This is a genomic window from Kyrpidia tusciae DSM 2912 (assembly GCF_000092905.1).
Classification (GTDB): domain Bacteria; phylum Bacillota; class Bacilli; order Kyrpidiales; family Kyrpidiaceae; genus Kyrpidia; species Kyrpidia tusciae.
In genome coordinates this window covers 1819558-1842665 of the sequence record NC_014098.1, presented here as the reverse complement: position 1 = coordinate 1842665, position 23108 = coordinate 1819558, and the positions used below count along the sequence as shown (strand labels likewise).

At 61.0% G+C, this 23108-nt stretch carries 26 protein-coding genes and 1 riboswitch; of the genes, 23 read left to right on the top strand and 3 right to left on the bottom strand.

Annotated features, from left to right (window positions below):
• The first annotated feature begins 68 nt into the window (after positions 1-68).
• The 4 genes from spoVAC (at position 69) to lysA (ending at position 3504) form a co-directional block, all read left to right on the top strand.
• Positions 69-542, top strand: coding sequence for a stage V sporulation protein AC (spoVAC, locus tag BTUS_RS09150; protein ID WP_013075817.1), 474 nt, complete (start codon positions 69-71; stop codon positions 540-542).
• A 94-nt stretch (positions 543-636) separates the two neighbouring features.
• A complete protein-coding gene (gene spoVAD, locus BTUS_RS09145) occupies positions 637-1659 on the top strand; it encodes a stage V sporulation protein AD (protein WP_013075816.1) in 1023 nt (340 codons plus the stop codon).
• Between the two features lie 62 nt (positions 1660-1721).
• Positions 1722-2072 carry a stage V sporulation protein AE gene (spoVAE, locus tag BTUS_RS09140; RefSeq protein WP_013075815.1) on the top strand — a complete coding sequence of 117 codons (351 nt, stop codon included), beginning with the start codon at positions 1722-1724 and terminating at the stop codon, positions 2070-2072.
• Between the two features lie 97 nt (positions 2073-2169).
• Positions 2170-3504 carry a diaminopimelate decarboxylase gene (gene lysA / locus BTUS_RS09135; protein ID WP_013075814.1) on the top strand — a complete coding sequence of 445 codons (1335 nt, stop codon included), beginning with the start codon at positions 2170-2172 and terminating at the stop codon, positions 3502-3504.
• Positions 3505-3580: 76 nt separating this feature from the next.
• Here lysA and BTUS_RS09130 read toward each other — a convergent pair whose 3' ends face one another.
• On the bottom strand, positions 3581-4792 hold the full coding sequence (locus tag BTUS_RS09130; RefSeq protein ID WP_013075813.1) for a D-alanyl-D-alanine carboxypeptidase family protein: 1212 nt from the start codon (positions 4790-4792) through the stop codon (positions 3581-3583).
• A gap of 210 nt (positions 4793-5002) precedes the next feature.
• A riboswitch (FMN riboswitch) is annotated at positions 5003-5145 on the top strand.
• 95 nt (positions 5146-5240) lie between these two features.
• Here BTUS_RS09130 and ribD point away from each other — a divergent pair.
• The 15 genes from ribD to BTUS_RS09055 all read left to right on the top strand — a co-directional run bounded on the left by ribD (position 5241) and on the right by BTUS_RS09055 (position 17818).
• Positions 5241-6362, top strand: coding sequence for a bifunctional diaminohydroxyphosphoribosylaminopyrimidine deaminase/5-amino-6-(5-phosphoribosylamino)uracil reductase RibD (gene ribD, locus BTUS_RS09125; protein WP_041304020.1), 1122 nt, complete (start codon positions 5241-5243; stop codon positions 6360-6362).
• A gap of 6 nt (positions 6363-6368) precedes the next feature.
• Complete coding sequence (locus tag BTUS_RS09120) at positions 6369-6971, top strand: riboflavin synthase (RefSeq protein WP_013075811.1); 603 nt, start codon at positions 6369-6371, stop codon at positions 6969-6971.
• Positions 6972-6992: 21 nt separating this feature from the next.
• On the top strand, positions 6993-8225 hold the full coding sequence (locus tag BTUS_RS09115; protein WP_280990919.1) for a bifunctional 3,4-dihydroxy-2-butanone-4-phosphate synthase/GTP cyclohydrolase II: 1233 nt from the start codon (positions 6993-6995) through the stop codon (positions 8223-8225).
• A gap of 74 nt (positions 8226-8299) precedes the next feature.
• Positions 8300-8806 carry a 6,7-dimethyl-8-ribityllumazine synthase gene (gene ribH / locus BTUS_RS09110; protein ID WP_013075809.1) on the top strand — a complete coding sequence of 169 codons (507 nt, stop codon included), beginning with the start codon at positions 8300-8302 and terminating at the stop codon, positions 8804-8806.
• Complete coding sequence (locus BTUS_RS09105; RefSeq protein WP_013075808.1) at positions 8790-9425, top strand: site-2 protease family protein; 636 nt, start codon at positions 8790-8792, stop codon at positions 9423-9425. Before ribH ends, BTUS_RS09105 begins: the two co-directional genes overlap by 17 nt.
• A gap of 25 nt (positions 9426-9450) precedes the next feature.
• On the top strand, positions 9451-10209 hold the full coding sequence (locus BTUS_RS09100; protein WP_013075807.1) for a segregation and condensation protein A: 759 nt from the start codon (positions 9451-9453) through the stop codon (positions 10207-10209).
• Positions 10202-10768: an SMC-Scp complex subunit ScpB gene (gene scpB / locus BTUS_RS09095; RefSeq protein ID WP_013075806.1), complete on the top strand. Its 567-nt coding sequence runs from the start codon at positions 10202-10204 to the stop codon at positions 10766-10768. Before BTUS_RS09100 ends, scpB begins: the two co-directional genes overlap by 8 nt.
• A 46-nt stretch (positions 10769-10814) precedes the next feature.
• A complete protein-coding gene (locus BTUS_RS09090; protein ID WP_013075805.1) occupies positions 10815-11501 on the top strand; it encodes a DUF2953 domain-containing protein in 687 nt (228 codons plus the stop codon).
• Positions 11474-11929 carry a GerW family sporulation protein gene (gene ytfJ, locus BTUS_RS09085; RefSeq protein WP_013075804.1) on the top strand — a complete coding sequence of 152 codons (456 nt, stop codon included), beginning with the start codon at positions 11474-11476 and terminating at the stop codon, positions 11927-11929. Before BTUS_RS09090 ends, ytfJ begins: the two co-directional genes overlap by 28 nt.
• Before the next feature lie 93 nt (positions 11930-12022).
• Entirely contained in the window at positions 12023-13123 is a 1101-nt protein-coding gene (locus BTUS_RS09080) for a D-alanyl-D-alanine carboxypeptidase family protein (RefSeq protein ID WP_013075803.1), read from the top strand.
• Between the two features lie 86 nt (positions 13124-13209).
• Positions 13210-13812, top strand: a complete 603-nt coding sequence (locus tag BTUS_RS09075) for a nucleoside recognition domain-containing protein (RefSeq protein WP_041304017.1) — start codon at positions 13210-13212, stop codon at positions 13810-13812.
• Positions 13809-14345, top strand: coding sequence for a spore maturation protein (locus BTUS_RS09070; RefSeq protein ID WP_013075801.1), 537 nt, complete (start codon positions 13809-13811; stop codon positions 14343-14345). The genes BTUS_RS09075 and BTUS_RS09070 overlap by 4 nt, the downstream gene beginning before the upstream one ends.
• Before the next feature lie 100 nt (positions 14346-14445).
• Positions 14446-15183 carry a pseudouridine synthase gene (locus BTUS_RS09065; protein ID WP_013075800.1) on the top strand — a complete coding sequence of 246 codons (738 nt, stop codon included), beginning with the start codon at positions 14446-14448 and terminating at the stop codon, positions 15181-15183.
• A gap of 164 nt (positions 15184-15347) precedes the next feature.
• Complete coding sequence (locus tag BTUS_RS09060; RefSeq protein ID WP_013075799.1) at positions 15348-16049, top strand: response regulator transcription factor; 702 nt, start codon at positions 15348-15350, stop codon at positions 16047-16049.
• Positions 16046-17818 carry an ATP-binding protein gene (locus BTUS_RS09055; protein WP_013075798.1) on the top strand — a complete coding sequence of 591 codons (1773 nt, stop codon included), beginning with the start codon at positions 16046-16048 and terminating at the stop codon, positions 17816-17818. Before BTUS_RS09060 ends, BTUS_RS09055 begins: the two co-directional genes overlap by 4 nt.
• Here the strand turns inward: BTUS_RS09055 and BTUS_RS16875 are convergent.
• Positions 17815-18270, bottom strand: a complete 456-nt coding sequence (locus BTUS_RS16875) for a YhcN/YlaJ family sporulation lipoprotein (protein WP_052300596.1) — start codon at positions 18268-18270, stop codon at positions 17815-17817. The genes BTUS_RS09055 and BTUS_RS16875 overlap by 4 nt on opposite strands.
• Before the next feature lie 521 nt (positions 18271-18791).
• Between BTUS_RS16875 and BTUS_RS09040 the strand changes: the two genes are divergently transcribed.
• The 4 genes from BTUS_RS09040 (at position 18792) to BTUS_RS09025 (ending at position 21125) form a co-directional block, all read left to right on the top strand.
• Positions 18792-19217 carry a CoA-binding protein gene (locus tag BTUS_RS09040; RefSeq protein WP_013075795.1) on the top strand — a complete coding sequence of 142 codons (426 nt, stop codon included), beginning with the start codon at positions 18792-18794 and terminating at the stop codon, positions 19215-19217.
• A gap of 243 nt (positions 19218-19460) precedes the next feature.
• Positions 19461-20114: a thiamine phosphate synthase gene (gene thiE / locus BTUS_RS09035; protein WP_013075794.1), complete on the top strand. Its 654-nt coding sequence runs from the start codon at positions 19461-19463 to the stop codon at positions 20112-20114.
• Complete coding sequence (gene thiS / locus BTUS_RS09030) at positions 20111-20311, top strand: sulfur carrier protein ThiS (protein WP_013075793.1); 201 nt, start codon at positions 20111-20113, stop codon at positions 20309-20311. Before thiE ends, thiS begins: the two co-directional genes overlap by 4 nt.
• Positions 20312-20333: 22 nt before the next feature.
• The gene (locus BTUS_RS09025; RefSeq protein WP_013075792.1) at positions 20334-21125 is read left to right on the top strand and encodes a thiazole synthase; all 792 of its coding nucleotides are present in this window, start codon (positions 20334-20336) and stop codon (positions 21123-21125) included.
• 66 nt (positions 21126-21191) lie between these two features.
• On the opposite strand, the gene serA is transcribed toward BTUS_RS09025, so the two are convergent.
• Positions 21192-22775, bottom strand: a complete 1584-nt coding sequence (serA, locus tag BTUS_RS09020; RefSeq protein WP_013075791.1) for a phosphoglycerate dehydrogenase — start codon at positions 22773-22775, stop codon at positions 21192-21194.
• Positions 22776-23108 lie beyond the last annotated feature (333 nt).

The window sequence follows — 23108 nt, the reverse complement described above, 5'->3', positions numbered from 1 at the left end:
CGAGGCGGCATAGTGCCGCTTGGGTCTGTGCATGCTAGATGCGGTACCAGGGGATGGAGGAGATCTGGATGAGCGTCGGAACGCCGGATGATAAGCGATTGCAGAAAGAGTATCAAATGGTCGTCAAACGGCATCGCCCTCCTGTACCGGCGGCGCGCAATGCCCTTCGGGCTTTCGTCGTGGGGGGACTGGTCTGCGATCTTGGACAGTTCATCCAGTACTTGTACATGCGCGTCGGGGGATTTGACCGAGAAGCGGCGGCCAATCCCACAGCGGCGACTCTGGTTTTTGCCGCGATTCTACTGACCGGTCTAGGGCTATACGATCGCTTTGCCCAATGGGCCGGGGCGGGCTCGGCAGTCCCGATCACGGGGTTTGCCAATGCCATGTCCTCCTCGGCGATTGAAGCGAAAAGTGAAGGGTTGGTGCTCGGAGTTGGGGCAAACATGTTCAAAGTGGCGGGGCCTGTAATCGTCTTTGGCGTGGTGGCGGCGTTTTTTGTCACTTTGATTCGTGCGGTGCTCCCACGGATCATCGGATAGGGCAGCGAGTTCAGACAGGGGGTCGGCCTTTTCGGGTGGCGAGTTCCAGGAGGCGGGTCCGTTCACCGATTTTCGAGTAAAGGGGGCGGGAATTGTGGCCCGGTCGGTGGGAGGTCAGACGTGGCAGTTTGATCGGGTGTTTCTGGCCGGGGAGGCGGCGGCGGTGGGGCCGAAGGAAGGCGAGGGGCCGCTGAGGGACGATTTTGACGGGATTTTTCCCACTCCCTATGCCGGGCAGCCGAATTGGGAGAAGGCCGAGCAAACTTTTCTCCAATACGCTTTCGACAAAGCCTTGGAGAAGTCCGGGAAGCGCAAAGAAGATGTGGGATTGTTCGTTGCCGGTGACCTCATGAATCAGATCACCACTTCCACCTTTGTGGCCCGTTCCCTTGCTACCCCCTATCTTGGGGTGTTCAGCGCCTGTGCGACCATCGGCGAGGCTTTGGCGGTGGCCGCTTTGGCGGTGGATAGCGAGGCGGAAACTCTGGTGGCGGCGGGTACGGCCAGCCATAACGCCACGGCGGAGCGGCAGTATCGGTATCCGACTGAGTACGGGGCCCAGAAAACGGACACTGCCCCCTGCACGGTATCCGGGGGCGGAGTGGCACTCTTGGCCCGGGACTCGGCTGGTGGTCCCGGCAGGGTTCGATTGACCTTCGCTACCCTCGGTAAAGTGATCGATTTGGGCGCGAAGGATCCGATGGACATGGCCGCGGCCATGGGCCCGGCGGCCGCCGATACGTTGGCGGCACATTTCTCGGACCTGAACCGCCAGCCTTCGGATTATGATCTCATCGTCACCGGGGATCTGGGATTTCACGGCATGCCGGTGCTGCGGGAATGGTTCAGCCGGTACGGTTACGATCTCGGGGATCGGTACGCCGATTGCGGCGCTCTGATTTACTCACCGACCCAGCCCGAAGTGTTTAATGGGGGCAGCGGATCGGCCTGTTGTGCAGTGGTGACCTTTGGCCACCTGGTTCGCCGGCTTCGTCGGGGGGAACTGCGGCGGGTGCTCGTTGCCGCCACCGGAGCTCTTCATTCGACAGTATCGGCCCAGCAGGGGGAAACGATTCCGACGATCTGTCACGCGGTCGTCTTGGAGCGGGAGGATTGATCCGGGGCGTCCCGGGTCCGGAAACGGACGGGTTCAGGCTGATAGCGAAAGGCGGGAGACCGATGATTTATGTCTGGGCATTCGTGGTGGGCGGCCTGATCTGCGTGATCGGACAACTGCTGATGGACGTGGGCCGGTTGACCCCGGCCCACACCATGACAATCCTGGTGGTCAGCGGGGCTATCCTGGACGGGTTGAACCTGTACGATCCGCTGATCCAGCTCGCTGGGGCCGGGGCCACGGTCCCCATCACAAGCTTCGGGCACGCCCTCACCCACGGAGCGTTGGTGGAAGCCGGACAACACGGGATCATCGGGGTCATCACGGGAATCTTCGAGGTGACCAGCGCGGGCATTTCCAGCGCCATTGTTTTCAGTTTCCTTGCGGCCTTGGTATTTAAGCCGAAAGGTTAATCGTTGTACCTCGTAATGAGCCGTGATATAATCGGCCTAACCGGCGCCGGCCATAAACCGGTTGCCTTTGTGATTCGGAGAGGGGAAGAAAGCATTGGTGCCTTCTTTGGGGACGCGTCGGGTAAACGATCGGGGACACCTGGAGATCGGCGGGTGCGATACGGTAGAATTGGCCGAGCGCTTTGGAACCCCGTTATATGTGTTTGATGAGGTGCTGCTGAGAGAGACCTGTCGGGAGTTTCACGCGGCTTTTCGCAAGGCGGGACTGCGCTATCAGGTGGCTTATGCCGGGAAGGCTTTTTGTACCCAGGCCATGTGCAGGCTCGTGGAGGAAGAAGGCCTTCACCTCGATGTGGTGTCGGCCGGGGAGTTGCATACGGCGCTGACCGCGGGGTTTCCCCCGGAGAAGATTCATCTGCACGGGAACAACAAGAGCCGGGATGAACTGATCTACGGCCTCCGGGCCGGGATTGGTGGATTTGTGGTGGATAATTTTTATGAGCTCGATCTTTTGGCGGAATTGGCCGAGCGCCAGGGGAAGCGCCCGAACATCCTGCTGCGGGTGACCCCGGGCGTCGAGGCCCACACCCACGAATACATCCAGACGGGTCAGCAGGATACGAAATTCGGCTTTGACTTGGCGAGCGGACAAGCTGAAGCGGCGGTCCGCCGCGCCCAAAGGGCGCGGGGGGTGAACTTGGTAGGCCTTCATTGTCATATCGGCTCGCAGATCTTTGAGACTGAAGGGTTCGTTCTCGCTGTTGAGCGGATGATGGAGTTTTACGCCCGGGCCGTCAATGAGTGGGGCGCGTCGCTGCGGATCCTGAATGTCGGGGGCGGATTCGGCATTCGGTATGTGGAAGAGGATCGGCCCCTCCCGGTAGAGGCGTACATTGCGGCGATCGCCGATGCCGTGAAAGGGGAGGCCCTGAGGCGCGGGGTGGCGGTCCCCGAGGTATGGGTGGAGCCCGGGCGGCGGATTGCGGGGCCGGCGGGCACCACGTTGTACACAGTGGGAGCGCGGAAAGAGATCCCCGGGGTGCGCCGGTATATCGCCGTGGACGGAGGGATGGCGGACAACCCGCGTCCCATTATCTATCAAGCTCGTTACGAGGCTGTGGTGGCCAACCGGGCCGGGGAACCCGTTGAGGAATTGGCGGCGGTGGCGGGGAAGTTCTGCGAAACCGGCGATATGCTGATCTGGGATACGCCCCTGGCGCGCGCGGTGCCCGGGGATATCCTGGCGGTTTTCGGCACCGGAGCGTACACGTACTCGATGGCGAGCAACTATAATCGCGCCCCCCGGCCGGCGGTGGTGTTCGTGCGAGACGGGCGGGCGGACGTGGTGGTGCGCCGGGAGACTTTGGATGATCTCATTCGGCTCGACCAGATCCCCGAACGGATGAGAAAGGAGCAGCATCCGGTGTCTTGACGGGCTCCGCTTTGATGGGGTTCCCCTCGGTCCTCGCGGTCCGGAGGGAGGGCGGCGGTCCCGATGGAGGCAACCTTCACAGGTGGTGGTACGGACGGGTCAAAGGTTTTCGTTGGCGGCTCCGGATTCTCCACAGGGGGATCATCAAGAGTACCCCGGGAACGGCCCCTAACAGCCACCGCCAGGACCAGGGGGGCGGATTGACGGCGCGGTCACTCACCAAAGGCACGGTGGCGATGGTCCGTCCGTCTACCGAGAAAACAGCCTGTCCTACGACGGCACCCTTTTGCAAGGGGAGCTTCGGCTTATCGAGCTCAATGTTGCGGGTGACCTGGGGGGCTGTCCCTTGAGCGAAAGTGTACCATACGCTGCGCGATAGGAGAGCGTTCGCGGTCTGATGACCCGGCAACTGCACGGTTTCAGCGGCTTCTCCGGCGGACGCCAACCGCTGGGTGGCAAAGTGTTGAAAACCCCAATCGAGCAGTTTGGAGGCCTCTTCACGCATAGCTTCCTGTCCGGGTATGTCCATCAGGGTGGCGATCAAGGACTCGTTGCCCCGGGTGGCACTCACCACCATGGTTTGTTGGGCCTGGTCGGTATACCCCGTTTTGATTCCTGTTGCCCCGGGATAGGTCCACAGCATCCGATTAATATTGACCAGTTCCGATTCCCATTCCTTGCCGTGCCACGGATAGGTCTTGGTGGCCACGATTTGGCGGAAGATCGGGTTCTGCATCGCATACCGCCCGATGAGGCACATATCATAGGCCGTGGTGACGTGATTCGGGTCATGGAGACCGTTGGGATTGGTAAAATGGGTGTGGAGAGCGCCGATTTCTTTAGCTGTGGCGTTCATCATCGCGGCGAAGCCCGCCACGGAGCCACCGTAGTGTTCGGCAATGGCCACGGCGGCATCATTGCCAGAGTTGAGCATCATGCCGTACAGCAGTTCTTCGAGGCTGTGCTCTTCTCCTTCAACTAAATAAATCCGGTTGCCATCCTGTAGGGTGGCCAGGCGGCTGGTGGTGATTCGGTCGTTCAGCTGCCCCCGTTCCAGGGCGACGATGGCGGTGAGGATTTTGGTGATGCTTGCTGGATAATGGGGTTCGTCGGGGTTCTTGGCATAAAGAACCTGGCCGGTTTTCATGTCCATCAAAACAGCGGAACGCACCGCGAGATCTGGAGGACCGTCGGCCTGATCTGCCCTGGCCGGCACGGAGCCTCGGGAACCGCTCCATACCCATATGACCAATGCTAGGATCGTCATCCATCGAACGGCGATGCGCATGCCTCGTATCTCCCCTGTTCTGAAGCACGATCTGTCCCGGGCACACATACGCCACTCATTCTAATATACAGGCCAACCTCGGTGCAACGGCCGAAAGTCCCAAGCTCCGTCGGCAGACGCCTGGCGGTCATTGGCCTCCCCGGCCGGTGCAGCTCCTTATCCTTTACAGAAATAGGCGAAGGGCGTATACTGAAACCACAATTGGACATCGAATTCCTTCAGGGCAGGGTGAGGGGTATCCCAATTCCCGACCGGTGGTGACGTCGACAAGGCGAAGTCCACGAGCGGTTGAGACCGCAGGAACCGGTGAAAGTCCGGTACCGACGGTATAGTCCGGATGGGAGAAGGAACAGCATGAACGGGTGGGTCAGACCGTGAAAACGGTCGGGCTTCTTTCACCGTTCTCTCTTCGCCCTGGAGGAATTCCGGGGTTTTTTCATTTGGGGGGATGGGGTTGACAGATGAAGACTGGATGCGGTGGGCTCTGCAGTTAGCCGCCTCTGCCCGGGGACAGACCAGCCCCAACCCCATGGTTGGCGCGGTGATCGTGAAGGACGGGGAACTCGTGGGCCAAGGGGCCCATCTCAAGGCTGGCGGTCCTCACGCAGAGGTGCACGCCTTGCGCATGGCCGGGGAGAAGGCCCGGGGGGCCACGGTTTACGTGACCCTAGAACCCTGTGATCACCACGGGCGTACGCCCCCCTGTAGCCGGGCGCTGATTGAGCATGGGGTGGCCCGGGTGGTGGTGGCGATGGTGGACCCCAATCCGTTGGTGGCGGGAGGGGGTATCCGGCGTCTCCGGCAAGCCGGAGTGAAGGTGGAAGTCGGCCTTTTGGAGAAGGATGCCAGGGCCCTGAATCGGGGGTTTATTCAACGGATGACCCGGGGCCGGCCTTGGGTGATCGCCAAGATCGCCATGACGTTGGATGCCCAGATTGCGACCCGGACTGGTGAGAGTCGGTGGATTACCGGGGAGAAGGCCCGGGAGAAGGTGCACGAGCTTCGGTCCCGGGTGGACGCCGTGGTGACGGGGGTTGGCACGGTGATTGCGGATGATCCCCGATTGACCGCCCGCCCTCCCGGTGGAGGACTTCCCCGGCAACCCCTTCGGGTGGTGCTGGACAGTCGGCTCCGGATCCCCGCGGATGCGCAGATCCTGAGCACTGTTTCGGCGCCGACGGTGGTGTGCGCCGGCCGGGGGTTGGCGCCGGCCGAGCGCGTCGCTGAACTTGCCGCGAGAGGGGTGGATGTCTGGCTGATCGATCCGGATTCCCAAGGGGGGTTGGATCTACGACAGGTGTTCGGGCGCCTGGGTGAGGCCGGGGTGAACACCGCGCTGGTGGAGGCCGGCGGGCGGCTACAAGGCAGCGTCTTCCGCAGCGGATTGGTGGACGAAGTGGTGTTTTTCTTGGCGCCGAAGCTGTTGATGGGGAGTGGAATCCCCGCCCTTGCCGGGGAGGGCGTCGAACGGCTGGCCCAGAGCGCCCAATTGGAGATCACTGGGGTGGAGACGGTGGGGGAGGATTTGAAAGTGACCGCCTTGGTCCGGAGGGCGGAAAAGGGCAGGTGACGAGGCATGTTTACCGGAATTGTAGAGGAAATCGGGATCCTTCGCGAAGTTCGTCCCACGGACCAAGGGGTGGAACTCACGGTGCAAGCGCACCGGGTTCTGGAGGATGCGAAGATCGGGGACAGTATCGCCGTTTCCGGCGTTTGTCTCACGGTCGTGGATCTGGTTGCGGAGGCTTTCCGTGTGGACGTGGTGGCGGAAACGCTTCGCCGCACCACCTTGGGGGCGGCTTCTCCCGGGGCGAGGCTCAATCTGGAGCGGGCTTTGACACTGCAGACGCGGCTGGGCGGCCACTTGGTGTCCGGGCACGTGGATGGGGTCGGCATCGTGGAGGAAGTGGGATTTGAAGGTGACTCGGCGGTGGTCGACGTGCGCGTTCCGGCCCCCCTTCAAAAATATATCGCCGAGAAGGGGTCGGTGGCGGTAGACGGAGTGAGTTTGACGGTGATGGGTGTGACCGAGAAAGGTTTTCGCGTGGCCTTGATCCCCCACACGCAAAAAGAGACCACTCTCGGCGAACTGAGGAGCGGCAGCCGGGTGAATCTGGAAGTGGACGTGGTGGCGCGGTATGTGGAGCGATTGTTGCGGGGAGGCCACCAACCGAACTGATCGGTCGGGACAAGACAGCGCGTGGCGCGCAGCGAGGAAGAAACGGAGGAGACGGCTATGTTTGCATCCATCGAGCAGGCCATCGAAGAACTGAAAAAAGGTCATGTCGTCATTGTCGTGGATGATGAGAACCGAGAAAACGAAGGGGATTTTGTGGCCCTGGCCGAGCGCGCTACCCCGGAAGTGATCAATTTTATGATTACTCACGGCCGGGGGTTGGTCTGTGTCCCTCTGACCGAAGAACGGGCCCGGGAACTGGATCTCGACCCCATGGTGTGGAACAACACCGACAACCACGAAACGGCTTTTACGGTATCCGTGGACGCCCGCAACGGCACCACCACCGGGATCTCGGCGGTGGAACGGGCGGTGACCGTCAAGGCCCTCATCGATCCGCAAAGTGCCCCGGGGGACTTTCGCCGGCCGGGGCATATTTTTCCGTTGATCGCCAAGCCTGGAGGCGTCTTGCGCCGGGCGGGGCACACCGAGGCGGCGGTGGATCTGGCCCGATTGGCGGGGGCGTACCCCGCGGGGGTGATTTGTGAGGTGCTGAACGAGGACGGGACGATGGCCCGGGTGCCGGATTTGGAAAAAGTGGCCCAGCGGCACGGCTTGCTGATGATCACCATCGCCGATCTGATCCGTTACCGAAAGGCCCGGGAGCGGTTGATTCAGCGTCGGGCCGAGGCGGATCTGCCCACGGACTACGGGGTGTTTCGCGCCGCGGTCTACACGAGCACGTTGGACGACAAAGCGCACGTCGCCCTGGTGAAAGGGGAAATCCACCCCGAAGAGCCCACTCTGGTACGCGTCCATTCCGAATGTTTGACGGGCGACGTGTTCGGGTCCCATCGTTGCGACTGTGGCTCACAATTGGCCGCGGCGATGAAACGGATTGAAGCCGAAGGCCGGGGTGTGCTATTGTACATGCGTCAGGAGGGGCGGGGCATCGGCCTGGTGAACAAGATCCGGGCGTATGCGCTTCAGGATCAGGGCTACGACACCGTAGAGGCCAATGAAAAGCTCGGATTCCCCCCGGATCTCCGGGATTACGGGATCGGCGCCCAGATCTTGCGCGATCTGGGGGTGACCAAGTTGCGGTTGTTGACCAATAACCCGCGAAAGATCCGGGGGCTTGAGGGCCATGGCCTGGAAGTGGTGGAGGTGGTGCCGATCCAGGTCCCGCCCACAGAAGAAAACATCGATTATTTGCGAACCAAGAAGATTAAGCTCGGCCATTATTTAAACGTGTGATCTTTCCGGTGCCGGGCCGGGCTGGTCCCGTATCCCGGATCCGGGCCGGTGATCACGGGCGGGGAGGCGTAGGGGTGGCACGAATTTTTGAAGGTGGATTGTCCGGCGAGGGCGCTCGGTTCGGATTGGTGGTTTCGCGGTTCAATGAACTGATCACCCGGCCACTGCTGGAAGGGGCGCTCGGAGCTCTGCGGCGGCACGGCGTGCGAGAGGAAGACGTGGATGTGGCCTGGGTGCCGGGGGCCTTTGAAATCCCCGTTGTTGCCCAGAAGATGGCGGAATCCGGGCGTTACAATGCGGTGGTGGCTTTGGGGGCGGTGATCCGGGGCGCCACCCCGCATTTTGACTACGTGGCCGGGGAGGCGGCGAAAGGGGTGGCCGCGGCCGCCTTGAAAACCGGGGTGCCGGTGATTTTCGGCGTTCTCACCACTGACACCATTGAACAGGCGGTGGAACGGGCGGGAACCAAGGGAGGCAACAAAGGTTGGGATGCGGCGGTGTCTGCGGTGGAGATGGCCGATCTGATGCGCCGATTATCCCGGGCCGTCGAGGAGGACGGGCACCGTGTTGTGGAACAGTGAGGATCTCATCTTTCGGCTGATCGCTTTTCTGATCGGGATCGTGTTTCACGAGCTCGCCCACGGTTATGTCGCCGATCGGTTCGGGGACTCCACGCCCCGCCGGGCCGGCCGTTTGACGTTAAATCCGGTGTCTCACATTGATCCCATCGGGTTGTTGTTGATTCTGTTCGGACCTTTTGGCTGGGCCAAACCCGTCCCCATCAACCCCCTGGTTTTTCGGGATCGCAAATGGGCTTTGGCTGCGGTGTACGCCGCCGGTCCGGCGGCAAACCTGGTCATCGCCGTCGCACTGGCCCTTGTGTGGAACGTGACCGGCGGGGCGGCCGCGTCCCTGCCGGGATTATGGGGGACATTTTGGGCCGGGGTTTTCGGATATTCGGTATTGATCAACGTGGTTTTGGCCCTCTTTAATCTGATCCCCGTACCGCCTCTTGACGGCGGTCGGCTGTTGGAGTTGGCGGTGGCCAGGCGGCTCGGGAGGGCCTGGCATACCTTTGCGACAATCGGGCCTTTCGTCCTTCTGTTGGTGGTCATCACACCTCTGAGCCAATACGTGATTGTTCCGTGGGTATTTGGTGGACTTCGTTTGTTCGCGGCCTGGACGGGTTACACGTTTTAGGTGCGGGGGAGCGGGAGGGGGAAGGGTGGCCTATGACGTGCGGGTGGGGTCTTTTGAGGGCCCCCTGGACCTTTTACTGCATCTGGTGGAGACGAGAAAATTCAATATCTGGGATATTCCGGTCGCGGAGATTACGGAACAGTATTTAGACTATCTTCGGCAAATGCAGGAGTTATCTCTGGAGGTGGCCAGCGAATTCGTGGTGATGGCCGCCCGGCTCCTGGAAATCAAAAGCCGCATGCTGCTGCCCCGTTCTCCGAAGACCGGGGAAGCGGAGGCGGAGGAAGCCGACCCCCGGCTGGCCCTTTCCCAGCGCCTGGCGATCTATCGGGTCTTCAAATCCCTTGCCGGTCATTTGTCTGAACTGGAACAAAGACGGCAACCGGTCTGGACCCGGCCCCGATCGGTGAAATCCCCGGAAATCCTGCGGCCAGCCGGCCCCGTCTCGTCGTCGAACGCACTGGTCGAGGCCTGGCAACGGGTGCTGTGGAGGGCTTTTGCCGAAAATCGACCGGTCACGGTGGACCGGGAGGAACTGCGGATTGAAGATTGGGTGCGGGTGGTTGCTGCCAGACTTCGTCGGGCGAGGGCCCTCACTTTTGCCGATCTTGTTGGTGAGAAGCGGAACCGCGCCCGGGTGGTGGTGACCTTGTTGGCTCTTCTCGAACTCATGAAAGAGCGCCGGGTGCGATGTGTTCAGGAAGTGGTGTTTGGCGACATCTGGGTCGCCTGGATCGACGAGGGGGTGGAAAAGGACGGAATTCGATTGGACGTCAGTGATTGAAGGGCTGTTGTTCGCCGCCGGTGAGGAAGGGCTGAATGAGCGGCAATTGTCCCAGTACACCGGACTCTCGGCCCAGCAGGTCCGGGATCGGTGCGAGGAGTTGCGAAAGCGCCTGGATGAAGCGGGACGGGGCATTCAGCTTCGGAGACTGAACGATCTCTACCAGTTGACGACCCGGCCCGAGCACGCCCCGTTCCTCGAACAGTTGAATGAGAGTCCGCGCCTGCCCCCCCTCTCCCAGGCCGCTCTGGAGACACTCGCCATCATCGCGTATCGTCAGCCGGTGACCCGAATCGACATTGAAGAGATTCGGGGGGTCAAGTCCGAGCGGGCGCTGGCAACGCTGTTGGCTCGTGGATTGATCCGGGAGACGGGAAGGGCCGATGCCCCGGGACGCCCAATCCTCTACGGCACCACCCCGTACTTCCTGGAGTATTTCGGTTTGCAAGAATTGGGAGATCTGCCGTTTCCAGAGTTGGCGACGACACAAGAAGAAGGCTTCCCACTGTTTGCCGAGGACGAAGAATCACCCGATGGTCCGGATGAAACCGGAACCTGAAGGGGATATTATCCTGTGAATTTCGGGTGATGGAGGAACACTTTTCATGTCGGCGTGGATTTGGATCCTCGGGGCATTCTTCATTATAGGCGTTGTCGTTGGGCTGGCCGCCATTTCGCCGGTTGTCCTACAGCTCCACTACGTGCACCATCAGGGAGCCGATCGAGTGACCATCGATTTTCGAGGATTGTGGGGGATCATCACGAAACGTTGGGTGCTGGGTGGTGAAGAAGCTCTCCAAACCGTGGTGGAACGGGCCGTGGAACGAGCGCGAAACCTGGACGAAGGGCCCGGAGCCTCAGAGCCTGAGGCGGGTCCTGAACAAAGGGTATGGGCCTGGCGGAGATATGTTAAGACTGGAAAGCGGATCGCCAGGCTTTGGCGGACCCAGGAGGGGGCGCGACACGCCCTGACGAATTTTTTAAAGAGAGTGCATATTAAAACTTGTCGGGCAAAGGTGCGGATAGGTACCGGGGAAGCGGCATCCACCGGCGTGGTGGTCGGCGTTCTCTGGTCCTTTTTTTATGGGATGGCGGCACTTCTCGCCCGCCGGGTGGGTCATGTTTCGCCCGAGGCCCGCGTGGATCCCGACTTCCAGCGCCGGCTGATCGAAGTAGAGTTCGAGGGAATAGCCCAGTTCCGGGCGGGGCAGGCTATCCGCGCAGGGGTTGCGATGGCCATTGCCTTTTGGAAGGAGGGCTTGTTGTGGCGGATCACCCAATCCAAGACTTGATGCAGACCGCTATGGAGAATCTTCGGGACATGGTGGACGTCAACACAATTATCGGGGATCCGGTGGAAGCGCCGGACGGTACGGTGATCCTTCCCATCTCCCGAGTGGGTTTCGGATTCGCCGCCGGAGGGAGCGAGTTTGACGCGGTGAGTCCGAAAGGGCAGGATGCCGCTCAAGACTCGGGGGGAGGAAATAGCCTGCCTTTCGGAGGCGGCGCGGGCGGGGGGGTTTCCATTACCCCAATCGGTTTTTTGGTCGTGAGCCACGGTACGGTGAAAATCTTATCCACCCAAAGCCCCACACAACTGTACGACCGTCTTTTGGAAATGGCTCCCTCGGTCCTCGACCGGATTCAAGCGATGATGGGGAAAAATGGGCAAACCACCACCGCTTCCGGGACGGGCGGTTCTACCAACACGGTGATGTGAGCAACCGGGCGCCTGCCCGGCCTCGGATTTTCGCGGGGACGGGCGGCGTAAGATCGGGAAGACGAGCATACATATACGACGCGGGAGGTCAGTATGGCGGGGCGGGTGTTGGCAGGGTTTGTCGCAGTAACGATGATTTTGTTTCCGGGTGTGGGGGCTGCCGCGGCGAACTCCCCGGATCTCTATGGGATCTCCGCCCAAGGGGCGGCGGTGGTGGACGTTGGAAGTGGGCGGGTTCTCTACGAGAAAAATGGGGACCAGATGATGCCCATTGCCAGCTTGACCAAAATTGTCACCGGGTGGCTCGCCGTGGAGTCGGGACGCCTGGACGAGCGGGTGACCATCAGCGCCAATGCCGCCCGGAAAGAAGGGTCATCGGTGTATCTTCGGGCCGGGGAGACGTACACGTTGCGGGATCTCGTGTATGCCATGATGCTTCGCTCGGGAAACGATGCCGCCACTGCCGTGGCCGAACACCTGGCTGGATCTGAAGCTCGGTTTGCGGCCCTGATGAATGCCAAGGCCCGGGAAATGGGGCTGCGTCACGTTCATTTTGCGAATCCTCACGGGTTGGACGCTCCGGGACACGGGGCTTCTGCGGTGGATTTGGCCAGGATGACGGCGAAAGCGTTGCAGAATCCCGAGTTTGCGGCGGTAGTTCGCACCAAATACCATCGAATGCCCTGGCCGGGGGAAGCTTGGGACCGGGTGATGCGCAATAAGAACAAGATGTTGTGGCGTTACCCGGGAGCAGACGGCGTGAAAACGGGCTACACGAAGCGGGCCGGGCGCTGCTTGGCGTCCTCGGCGACCCGGGATGGACATCAGGTGGTGGTGGTGGTCTTGAAGGATCCGGACGATTGGGCGGATACGGCTCGGTTGTTCGATCATGTCTTTCAGACCTACGAGTGGGTGCCCGTTCAGGCGGGGCCTGCCTCGGTGCCGGTTCGCGGTGGTGTGGTGCCAACCGTTCCGGTGCGGGTACAGGGCCCGGATCGGTTTCCCATCCGGGCTGACGAAAAGTTTCACATGGACTGGGAACTAAAACCGAGACTCCGGGCGCCCGTTTCACGGGGCGAACCCGTGGGCCTGTTGCGGATTCAGGTGGGAGAAGAGGTTCATCGATATTCAATCGTAGCGATGCAACCCGTGGACCCGCGCCCCTGGTGGGACCTTCGCCGTCTGTGGATGTAGCGGCACGAGCCTCCGCATCAAACTGCCCCGGTCGGGCCAAATAGACAAAGATCCGATCGTCCGGGCTTTGGGAGAGAGGGATGGGGATGGTCAGCGCGCTGTGGCTGGGACTGTTGATCTCGGGGTTTGTGGCGGCGGCACTCCAAGGGAAAATCGACCTCGTGACTCAGGGTATGCTCAAAGGAGCTGAGGAGGGCGTGGCCGTCGCCCTGGGCCTCATCAGTATCCTCGTCCTGTGGCTGGGGGTGATGCGGGTCGCAGAAGAGGCCGGGTTAATTGCCGCCCTGGCCCGGCTGCTGCGGCCTTTGGCCCGATGGTTGTTTCCCTCGGTTCCCGCCGATCACCCGGCCATGGGGTCCATCTTGGCGAACATGAGTGCGAATATTCTCGGTTTGGGCAATGCGGCGACGCCTTTGGGGCTCAAGGCCATGCGGGAACTCCAGGAACTCAATCCCGACAAGGAGCAGGCCAGTGACGCCATGTGCACCTTGCTTGCCCTCAACACCGCCAGCCTGACCCTATTGCCCACGACGGTGATCGCACTGCGCATGCAGTACGGCGCCACCAGTCCCACGGATATTGTCGCCCCTACGATTCTCGCCACCGCTGTGGGGACGGCGGCGGCGATCTTTCTCGATCGCCATTACCGCCGCCGGGAAGCCCGGGGTAGGAGGGGAGCGAAAAAATGAACGGGTTTTTCGCTCTCTCGGCGTGGATGTTGCCGACTTTTTTCGTGGGGACGGTCCTGTGGGCGGCTCTGCGCCGGGTACCGGTGTATGAAACTTTTGTGGCGGGCGCAAAAGATGGATTCGAGACAGCGGTTCGCATCATCCCGCATCTGGTTGGCATGATGGTGGCCATCCGGGTGTTTCGCGATTCCGGGGCCCTGGAGTGGATCACGGGTCTTGTGGCCCAATGGATATCGGGGATTTTCCCCGCCGAAGTGCTTCCGATGTTATTTTTGCGGCCGATCTCCGGGACGGGGTCCCTCACCTATATGATTGATGTGCTGCGAACCCATGGCGGGGATTCGTGGCCAGGCCGTTTGGCTTCAACCATTCAAGGGAGCACAGATACCACTTTGTACGTCATCACCGTGTATTTTGGCAGCGTGGGGATCCGGAAGGTTCGCTATGCCCTGAAGGTGGGGCTGTTGTCCGATCTGGTCAGTGCCGCCGCATCGGCGGTGGCCGTCTGGGTGGTTTTCGGACCGCCGGGATGACGGGGATGTCGGGAAACGGCCGCTGGACTGGTGGAGGTCCTGTTCATGAGGTAGAATCGATGGCGAAATCATCGCGGGCCCTTGGCCAGGGGGAATATGGGTGAAGGAACGGCTACAAAAGGTGATTGCCGGGGCGGGGTTAACCTCCCGACGAAAGGCGGAACAATGGATTGCCCAGGGTCGGGTGCGGGTGAACGGTCGGGTCGTGGTGGAACAGGGGTTCAAGGTGGATCCGGAAGTGGACCGCATTGAAGTAGATGGGCGTTCCGTGGCCATCCCCGACCGTACGGTCTGTTTTTTGTTCTACAAACCGATCGGGGTGGTCACCACCTTGCACGACCCCCAGGGCCGGCCGGCGGTGGCCGATTATGTCCGCGATCTTCCCAAACGGGTGTTTCCCGTCGGGCGTCTGGATATCAACAGTTCCGGGCTTTTGTTATTGACGAATGACGGGGAATTGGCCCATCGCCTGATGCATCCGCGATTCGGGGTGGAGAAAACGTACCGGGTGGCGGTGAGAGGATATCTGGACAATCCAGGGATACGGAGGCTGGAGACAGGCATTGTCCTCGATGGGGTGAGGACGGCGCCGGCTCGGGTGCGGCTGTGGGGTAGGGGGAGGGAGAGGTCGGAGTTTGACATCACCCTTCATGAAGGGCGAAATCGCCAGGTGAGGCGCATGTGCAAAGCGGTGGGGCACCCGGTTTTGGAGTTGACCCGGATCCAATATGGGAATCTTACCATAGATGGGCTTGCGCCCGGGGAGATTCGTCCGCTGACCGAGGAGGAAGAGAGGATTTTGCGACAATTGGTCGCTGCCGGGCAGAAACCCCGGTGATCCTCGATCCCTGCGGCGGCGGTGCAACGCATCGCTTGTCACTCGGCTGTCCGTTGGTTACCATGAGAGTGTACACCCGAGCGGCACAGTCACTGTCCAAGCGGGGGCGCGATGATGCGAACGCCTGCGGGTAGCCGGAGCCGGCGTCGGAAGGAGATGTGTGAATGAACCCGGTCAAGATTCTTGTGGTGGATGATGAGGAGCGGATTCGTCGTCTCGTGAGGATGTATCTGGAGCGAAACGGATTCGAAGTGGAGGAGGCGGAGGACGGCCGCACCGCCCTGGAGATGGCATTGGCCAACGATTACGCGGTGATTGTCCTCGACCTGATGCTGCCGGAGTTGGATGGACGGGAGGTCTGCGCCCAACTTCGCAAACAAAAGGACACCCCGGTGATCATGTTGACCGCCGCCGGGGACGAGATGAATCGCATCCACGGCTTTGAACTCGGTGCGGACGATTATGTGGTCAAACCCTTCAGTCCGAGGGAATTGGTCATGCGGGTGAAGGCGCTCATCAAGCGGGTGCACCAGGGACCTGCCGAGCACGAGTTAACCCAGGTGTTTACGTTCCCGCACCTGACCATCAATCTCGAATCCCGGAAAGTGACGGCAGACGGGCAGGATGTCAGCCTGACGCCGAAAGAATACGAGCTTCTGTGTTACTTGGCCCAGCGGCCGGAGAAGGTGTTCACCCGGGAAGAACTGCTGCGGGATGTCTGGAATTATCAGTTCTACGGGGACCAACGCACGGTGGATACACATATCAAACGGCTCCGGGAAAAGCTGGGGAAGGCGTCTCAGCCGGCGGCCGCGATGATCGTCACCGTCTGGGGTGTGGGCTATAAGTTCGAGGTGGCAGAGTGATCCGAAACAGTATTGTTTCAAAGCTCTGGCTCACCATTGCCGGTTTGGTGGTGGTGGTGCTGGGGCTCTTGTCCATGTACTTGGAACAGATGATTGACACCTACTTGTATCAAGTGCAAGCTCAGGCTTTTCAGAATCGCGCCGATTATATTGCCGCAACCCTTCGCACGGGCAGTCCCGAAGCCTCGGTGGTCGCCGAGAACCTGGCCCGACAGGCGGGGGCCAGCTTGTACGTGCTCGGGACGCCGGGTCAGGATCCCACGGCCGAGGCGGTGTGGAGTCGCTTGACGGTCGATGAGCGGTCGAAATTGTTGGCCGGAGACGATGTGATTCCCCCGAGCCGATCGTTTATGCAGGACGTTCCGCAGTTTCGCGGCCACTCAAACAATCTGTGGATCGTCGTTCCCTTGGCCCGTCAGGGAGATGCGGTTCGATTGATGCTTCTCACCCAGCCTCTCGCCCCCAGCCAGGAGGCGATGACCCAGATTCAGCATTCGATTTTTTATGCCGGGGGTCTGGCCATCATCATGACCACGGGTTTTGCCTTTGTCCTTTCGAAAAATCTCTCCCGCCCCCTGGTCCAGATGAATGAGGTGGCCGAGCGGATGGCCCGGGGGGATTTTCACGGGAAAGTCCGGGTTGTCACCGGAGATGAGGTCGGGCGTTTGGGCATTACCCTCAACAAATTGGCGCACGATCTGGAAGAAAATATCAAAGCGTTGTCCAAGGAGAAGGAACAGTTGGCCAACATCCTGGCGAGTTTGGCCGATGGGGTGGTGTCTGCCGATCTTACGGGGAAGGTGCTGCTGGCCAATCCCCCGGCCCGGCGCTGGTTGCGGGCGTTATCGATGGCAGAAGAAGGCCAGCCTTCGGAGAACCGTCTGCCCAGTCAACTGTTCGAGGTTGAACAAAAGGTGATCGAGACGAAAGAAGCGCAGCAGCGGGAGGTGGTGGGACAAGGCCGAACGATGGCCATCACCATGGCCCCTTTGTATGAGCCGGGATCCCAAGCATTGCGGGGGGTAGTGGCGGTGTTGCGGGATATCACCGAGCAACTGAACATTGAGCGGATGCGCCGGGATTTCGTCGCCAATGTCTCCCATGAACTGCGCACCCCTTTGTCGATGCTTCAAGGCTACAGCGAGGCGCTGGTGGACGATTTTATCGACGACCCGGAGCAACGCCGGGAACTGGCGGAGATCATCTTGGAAGAAACGCTGCGCATGCGCCGGCTGGTGAACGACCTGCTGGATCTGGCCCAACTGGAGTCCGGGCGGTTCGTGATGAAACGACAACCTGTGGATGTGCGGCCCTTGATCCAAAAGATTTGGCGGAAGTTCTCGGCTCTGGCCCAGGAAAGGAAACTGACCTTTCACTTGGAAATGCAGGTGGATGACCCGGTGATTGTCGATGCCGATGTGGATCGATTGGAACAAGTCCTGACGAACCTCATCGACAACGCTTTTCGGCACACCCAGCCTCCGGGTTCTGTAACGATTCGTTTTAGTGTGAGCCAGGACACGGCGAGGATTGCGGTGGAAGACCAGGGGGCCGGCATCCCCCCTGAGGACATTCCTTACATTTGGGAGCGGTTTTACAAAGTGGACAAGGCCCGTACCCGGAATCGAGGAGGCACGGGCCTGGGGCTTGCCATCGCTCGGAATATCGTCCTTCAGCACGATGGGGATATTACGGTGGAGAGCCGGCTCGGGAAGGGGACGACGTTCACCGTTTTGCTGCCCCTTTGCCAGGGGCAGCGCCAGGGCTAAGTTTCGGGCAGCAGGCGGCTGAGAATGTCGGCGATTTCGTCCGTGAAGGTCGACACCGGCCTTCCTTGTTGGACGCCGCTCGCGATGTCCCGGAGCCGGGCCACCAAGTCCACGTCGGCGGTGACCGCCACCCGGTAGCCGCCGTCCGTTCGTTCCACGGCTTCTTTGACGGACTGTTTAATAGAGTCGATTTTGGAGCCGGTGATTTTGTGGTCGAGATCGACGCCAACCAGGGCCGTCCGCCCGACCAGCACCACGGTCGAGCCTTCGACGCCGGGAACCCGGCGGGCAGCGTCGTTCATCTGGCGCATCACCGTGTCCGGGGGCGAGGGGCTCGCGGGCTTTCCGGCCTGCTGAGGGGCCTGTTGCGGCCGTGGGGCGGGGGCTTTATCGGCCTGTTCCCCTGGCGGCGTTTGTACCTCTTCGGGTCGCTGAGTCCCGTCCTCGGTCATTCGGGGGCCCGTGTCCCGAGGGGACTCGGGCGGTGCAGCGGAAGGTGCACATCCGGATACGACGCTGGCGATGAGTACAGCCAGAGGCAAGGACATTCTCAGGGTTGCGATCCAAGGCATTCCGGTTCACCTCGGGCCTAGTGTGCCGGAGCGCGGGGTAAATTATACAGGCCTTGTCAAAAATCCAACGTTGCCGCATGCTTGGTTGTCACCGCAGACTGGGATATACTGAAAGGGAACGCGGGCTGCCGTGACGCGATAAACTGCGAAATGTGGACGATGGGTTGGAGGACGCCATGGGGTGGATCTATTGTGCAAGATTGTTCGACAGCGAGTTTCAGGCGGGTTGTTATGCAGCCCGCCTGCGAGAAGAGGGGTGGCGCGGCGATCGGAACTACCCGGATTATGTCGCCGTTTTTCGTACACCCCAGGGGCGTTTTGGCGTGAAATTCCTCCCCACGAAACCCTCCGTCCCGGGCAGATCGGAGACCAACAATTGATCCTCTTGGGAGGGGTGGCCGGTGTTTCAGAATCCGACGGACCAAGAATTGGCGGAGTTGTTGAAAACCTCGAAGACCGTGGCGGTGGTGGGACTGTCCGATAACCCCGATCGGCCGAGTTATGAGGTCGCGTCCTATCTGCAGTCCCAAGGCTATGAGATCATTCCCGTCAATCCGCGAATCGACCGGAGTTTGGGACGGAAAGCCCATCCCTCCCTCCGGGAGGTGGAGGGCCCGGTGGATATTGTGGATGTATTCCGCCGGGGTGAAGAGGTGGATGAACTGGTGGGCCAAGCGGTGCAGGTCGGCGCAAAAGTGCTGTGGATGCAGCTTGGAGTCGTCAATGAGCAGGCGGCGAAGCGGGCTCAGGAAGCGGGTTTAACGGTGGTCATGGACCGGTGCATGAAGATCGAACACCGGCGACTTTTGGGCGCGGCGGAACTCTGAAGGCGAGAAACGGGGACAAAACCCGAACTTGGAAAAAAAAGGAGGCGTCCGGATCCACCGGCCGCCCCAAGAAAAGAGAGAGAGGAGAAGCTGAGGTTTGCACGCCTCGGCTCTGTTATCAGCATAACCGGAATGGCCCAGTTCTATACATCAACAACGGCAGTTTTGAATCCCCGGGACCCGGATGGACGGGCACATTCCCGCAGGATGGCGGTATTCGATGGGGCGGGTGAGGGGAGAGCGATGGTGAAACAGATCCACGGCCTGTATGCGATCACCGATCGGCGATTTTACCGCGGCCGGTCCTTGGAAGAAGTGGCAGGGGATTGGTTGGCCGGCGGAGTGACCTGTATTCAGCTGCGGGAAAAAGATCTGAACACTCGGGAGTTGCTGGAGGCTGGACGGGTGCTCAGGCGGATGACCCGGGCAGCAGGCGCCCTGTTGATCGTCAATGACCGGGTGGATGTGGCCATGGCCCTGGACGCGGATGGGGTCCACCTCGGCCAGGGGGATTTGCCGATCCGAGCGGCTCGGGAGATTCTGGGGGAGGGCCGCATCATCGGAGTCTCCACTCATAATGTGGAGGAGGCCCGGGAGGCGGCGATTCAGGGGGCGAATTATATCGGGGTTGGTCCGATGCGGGCGACGACCACGAAAACGGACACCAAGCCGGTGGTAGGGATCGCCGGGTTGCGCCGGATCCGGCAGGCGGTGGACCTTCCTATCATCGCCATCGGCGGCATTCGACTGGAGGATGCCGAGGAGCTGGCGGCGGCCGGGGCGGATGGTTTAGCGGTCATCCGGGGGCTTGTCGACACGGAGGATATTCTGGAAAGGGCCAAAGCGTTTGTGCAGGCCATCCTCAGGGGCCGACAAAGGAGGGAGGGGAGAGGATGAAATTGCATGTCAACGGGCAGTGGAAAGAGGTCCCCGGCGTGAAAACGGTCGCCGAAGTGCTGCATCATTTTCACCTCGCTGACCGCATGGTGGTGGTCGAGCTCAACCGAGAGATCATCCCCCGGGAACAGTACGATATCCAGGCGGTGCGAGACGGCGATCACATGGAAATCGTTCATTTTGTGGGTGGGGGTTAAAAGAGAGAAAGGAGAGGCCGGCATGGAGACGCAGGTGGAGAATGACGAGTTAATCATCGGAGGGCGGACCTTTCGCTCCCGGTTGTTTTTGGGGACGGGAAAATTTTCAGACTTAGATGTACAAAGTCGCGCGGTGGAGGTTTCGGGGGCTGAAGTCCTGACTTTCGCGGTGCGGCGATTGAATCTGGATCGCCCGGATGAACCCAATTTTTTGGAACGGCTCGACCTCCAGCGGTTCACCCTGCTGCCCAACACCGCCGGGGCCTCGGACGCCGAAGAAGCGGTGCGGATTGCCCGGCTTGCGAAGGCGTCGGGGCTGTGCGACATGATCAAGGTGGAGGTGGTGGGCAACCCCAAGACCCTGCTCCCGGATCCCGTGGAGACCCTTAAGGCGACCGAAGTGCTGGTGAAAGAGGGGTTTATCGTCCTGCCCTATATATCGGACGACCCAATCTTGGCCAAGCGCTTGGAGGAAGTGGGGGCGGCGGCGGTGATGCCCGGCGCGGCCCCGATTGGAACGGGGTTGGGGATTTTGAATCCGTATCACTTGAGCTACATCGTGGAGGAGGCAAAGGTCCCGGTGATCGTGGACGCCGGAATCGGTTCCCCCGCGGACGTGGCCCTGGCGATGGAGCTCGGGGCGGATGGGATTTTGTTGAACACCGCCGTCTCCGGGGCCAAGGACCCGGTCCTGATGGCCGAAGCGATGCGCCTGGCGGTGGAAGCCGGTCGGAAGGGGTATCTGGCCGGTCGAGTGGCGAAGAAACGGTACGCGAGCGCCAGCAGTCCAGTGGAAGGCATGGTGGGCCGATGAGGTGGCCCGGCACCTAAAAATGCCCCGCATTCGGCGGGGCATTTTAATTACGGGTGATGGAAGGCATCACAATGACACGTCCCGCACCGCCAGAATACCCGGGACTTGGCCGATGTTCGCCAGGGTCTCCGCATCCACCGGTTTGTCCACGGCGAGGACCATCACCGCCTGCCCGCCGAGTTCCTTGCGTCCGACCTGCATGGCGGCAATATTGACGCCGGCGGCGCCGAGAAGGCTGCCGACTTGGCCGATGATGCCCGGTTGGTCGATATGCCGGGTGATGAGCAGGGTTCCCTGGGGCGCTACGTCCACGGAATAGCCGTCGATTTGGACGATCCGCGGCCCGAGGCCGTTAAATAAGGTCCCGGCGGCACTGTGAGTGCCTTCGTCTGTGGTGAGCTGGACAGAAATCCAGTCGTTGAACACTTTATGCCGGCCGGTTTTGGTCTCCGTCACCTTGATGCCCAACGTTTCCGCGATAAAGGGGGCGTTCACGTAATTGACTTCGTCCCCGTGATGATAGCTGAGAATTCCTTTTAGGATCGTCCGGGACACCGGGGCGACCTCCCGTTCTGCCACCGCGCCGCCGTAGGTGACTTCGATGGCGTAAAGGCGACCCGCGGCGATCTGGCTGATCAATTGGCCCAGTTTTTCCCCTAGGGCCAGGTAAGGTTGAACGGCCCGCATCACTTCGGCGGGGAGGGATGGGAGATTCACCGCGTTCTTAAAAGGCCGGTCGTGCAGGATATTCAAAATTTCTTCGCCGACGTCGATGGCCACGTTGATCTGGGCTTCCACCGTAGAAGCTCCCAGGTGAGGGGTGGCAATGACTCGGTTTGACGCCAGAAGCGGATTGTCTTTCGGCGGCTCTTCTTCGAAAACGTCCAGGGCGGCCCCCCCCACGGTTCCGTCTTCTAAGGCGGCGAGCAGCGCCTTCTCATCGATGATCCCGCCCCGGGCGCAGTTGAGGATGCGAACGCCCTTTTTCATCAAGGCGAACTGCGGCCCGGAGATCATGTGCCGCGTTTCTTTGGTGAGGGGGGTGTGGACGGTGATAAAATCCGCCCGGCGGCAGATGTCGTCCACCGAGACCGATTCGACGCCCAGTTGATCGGCCCTCTCCCTGGTGAGGAACGGGTCGTAGGCCAGCACCGTCATTCCGAAGGCCATGGCCCGCTTGGCCACTTCGGTGCCGATGCGGCCGAGGCCAACGATCCCCAGGGTCTTCCCCCTGAGCTCTACGCCGACAAAAGACTTCCGGTCCCACTTGCCCGATTGGATTGATGCGTAGGCCTGAGGGATGTTTCGCGCCAGGGCCATCAGCATGGCAAAGGTGTGTTCCGCTGTAGAAATCGTGTTCCCGTCCGGGGCGTTGACGACGATGATCCCCCGGCGGGTGGCCGCCTCAATGTCGATGTTGTCCACCCCCACTCCGGCCCGGCCCACAGCCTTGAGATTGCGGGCGCCGGCCAACAGGTCGGCGGTGACTTTGGTCTGGCTCCGGACCAAAAGGGCGTCATATTCGCCGATCAGCGCCTTGAGTTCTTCCGGGGGCAGCCCCGGGCGAATGTCCACTTGCACATCGGGGGCGTCCATCAGTTTTTTGAGCCCCTCTTCGGAAATTGCATCGCTGACAAGAATCTTGAACACGGTAGGGCACCTCCCGGATGTTCTTGTTGCACGCCGCGGCGTGCGATGATTCCCTTGGCGAGTCGGGCGGAGTCAAACAAAAAAACCCTCCACCCTCTGCGCGTGCGGCGCAAGGGGCGAAAGGTCCTCTTTCGCGGTACCACCCTTTTTCAGCGATGCCTCGCAGCATCGCCCTCGCTGGTGACCATGTCACCCGACTCACTAACGGGAGTCAGCCGGCCCCGCTACCCACGCCGCTGGTCGGCGCTTCACGCGGGCACTCGGGAGCGCTGCCGGCCAGACATGCGGTCCGGTTTGCACCCATCCACCGGCTCTCTGTACCGCCCTTTGTCT

What these genes read in the sequence shown, in the direction of transcription:
- spoVAC (WP_013075817.1), top strand. Translation starts at nt 69, where the DNA reads ATGAGCGTCGGAACGCCGGATGATAAGCGATTGCAGAAAGAGTATCAA.
- spoVAE (WP_013075815.1), top strand. Translation starts at nt 1,722, where the DNA reads ATGATTTATGTCTGGGCATTCGTGGTGGGCGGCCTGATCTGCGTGATC.
- BTUS_RS09130 (WP_013075813.1), bottom strand. Translation starts at nt 4,792, where the DNA reads ATGCGCATCGCCGTTCGATGGATGACGATCCTAGCATTGGTCATATGG.
- ribD (WP_041304020.1), top strand. Translation starts at nt 5,241, where the DNA reads ATGGGGTTGACAGATGAAGACTGGATGCGGTGGGCTCTGCAGTTAGCC.
- BTUS_RS09120 (WP_013075811.1), top strand. Translation starts at nt 6,369, where the DNA reads ATGTTTACCGGAATTGTAGAGGAAATCGGGATCCTTCGCGAAGTTCGT.
- BTUS_RS09090 (WP_013075805.1), top strand. Translation starts at nt 10,815, where the DNA reads ATGTCGGCGTGGATTTGGATCCTCGGGGCATTCTTCATTATAGGCGTT.
- BTUS_RS09080 (WP_013075803.1), top strand. Translation starts at nt 12,023, where the DNA reads ATGGCGGGGCGGGTGTTGGCAGGGTTTGTCGCAGTAACGATGATTTTG.
- BTUS_RS09075 (WP_041304017.1), top strand. Translation starts at nt 13,210, where the DNA reads ATGGTCAGCGCGCTGTGGCTGGGACTGTTGATCTCGGGGTTTGTGGCG.
- BTUS_RS09070 (WP_013075801.1), top strand. Translation starts at nt 13,809, where the DNA reads ATGAACGGGTTTTTCGCTCTCTCGGCGTGGATGTTGCCGACTTTTTTC.
- BTUS_RS09060 (WP_013075799.1), top strand. Translation starts at nt 15,348, where the DNA reads ATGAACCCGGTCAAGATTCTTGTGGTGGATGATGAGGAGCGGATTCGT.
- BTUS_RS16875 (WP_052300596.1), bottom strand. Translation starts at nt 18,270, where the DNA reads ATGACCGAGGACGGGACTCAGCGACCCGAAGAGGTACAAACGCCGCCA.
- thiE (WP_013075794.1), top strand. Translation starts at nt 19,461, where the DNA reads ATGGTGAAACAGATCCACGGCCTGTATGCGATCACCGATCGGCGATTT.
- thiS (WP_013075793.1), top strand. Translation starts at nt 20,111, where the DNA reads ATGAAATTGCATGTCAACGGGCAGTGGAAAGAGGTCCCCGGCGTGAAA.
- BTUS_RS09025 (WP_013075792.1), top strand. Translation starts at nt 20,334, where the DNA reads ATGGAGACGCAGGTGGAGAATGACGAGTTAATCATCGGAGGGCGGACC.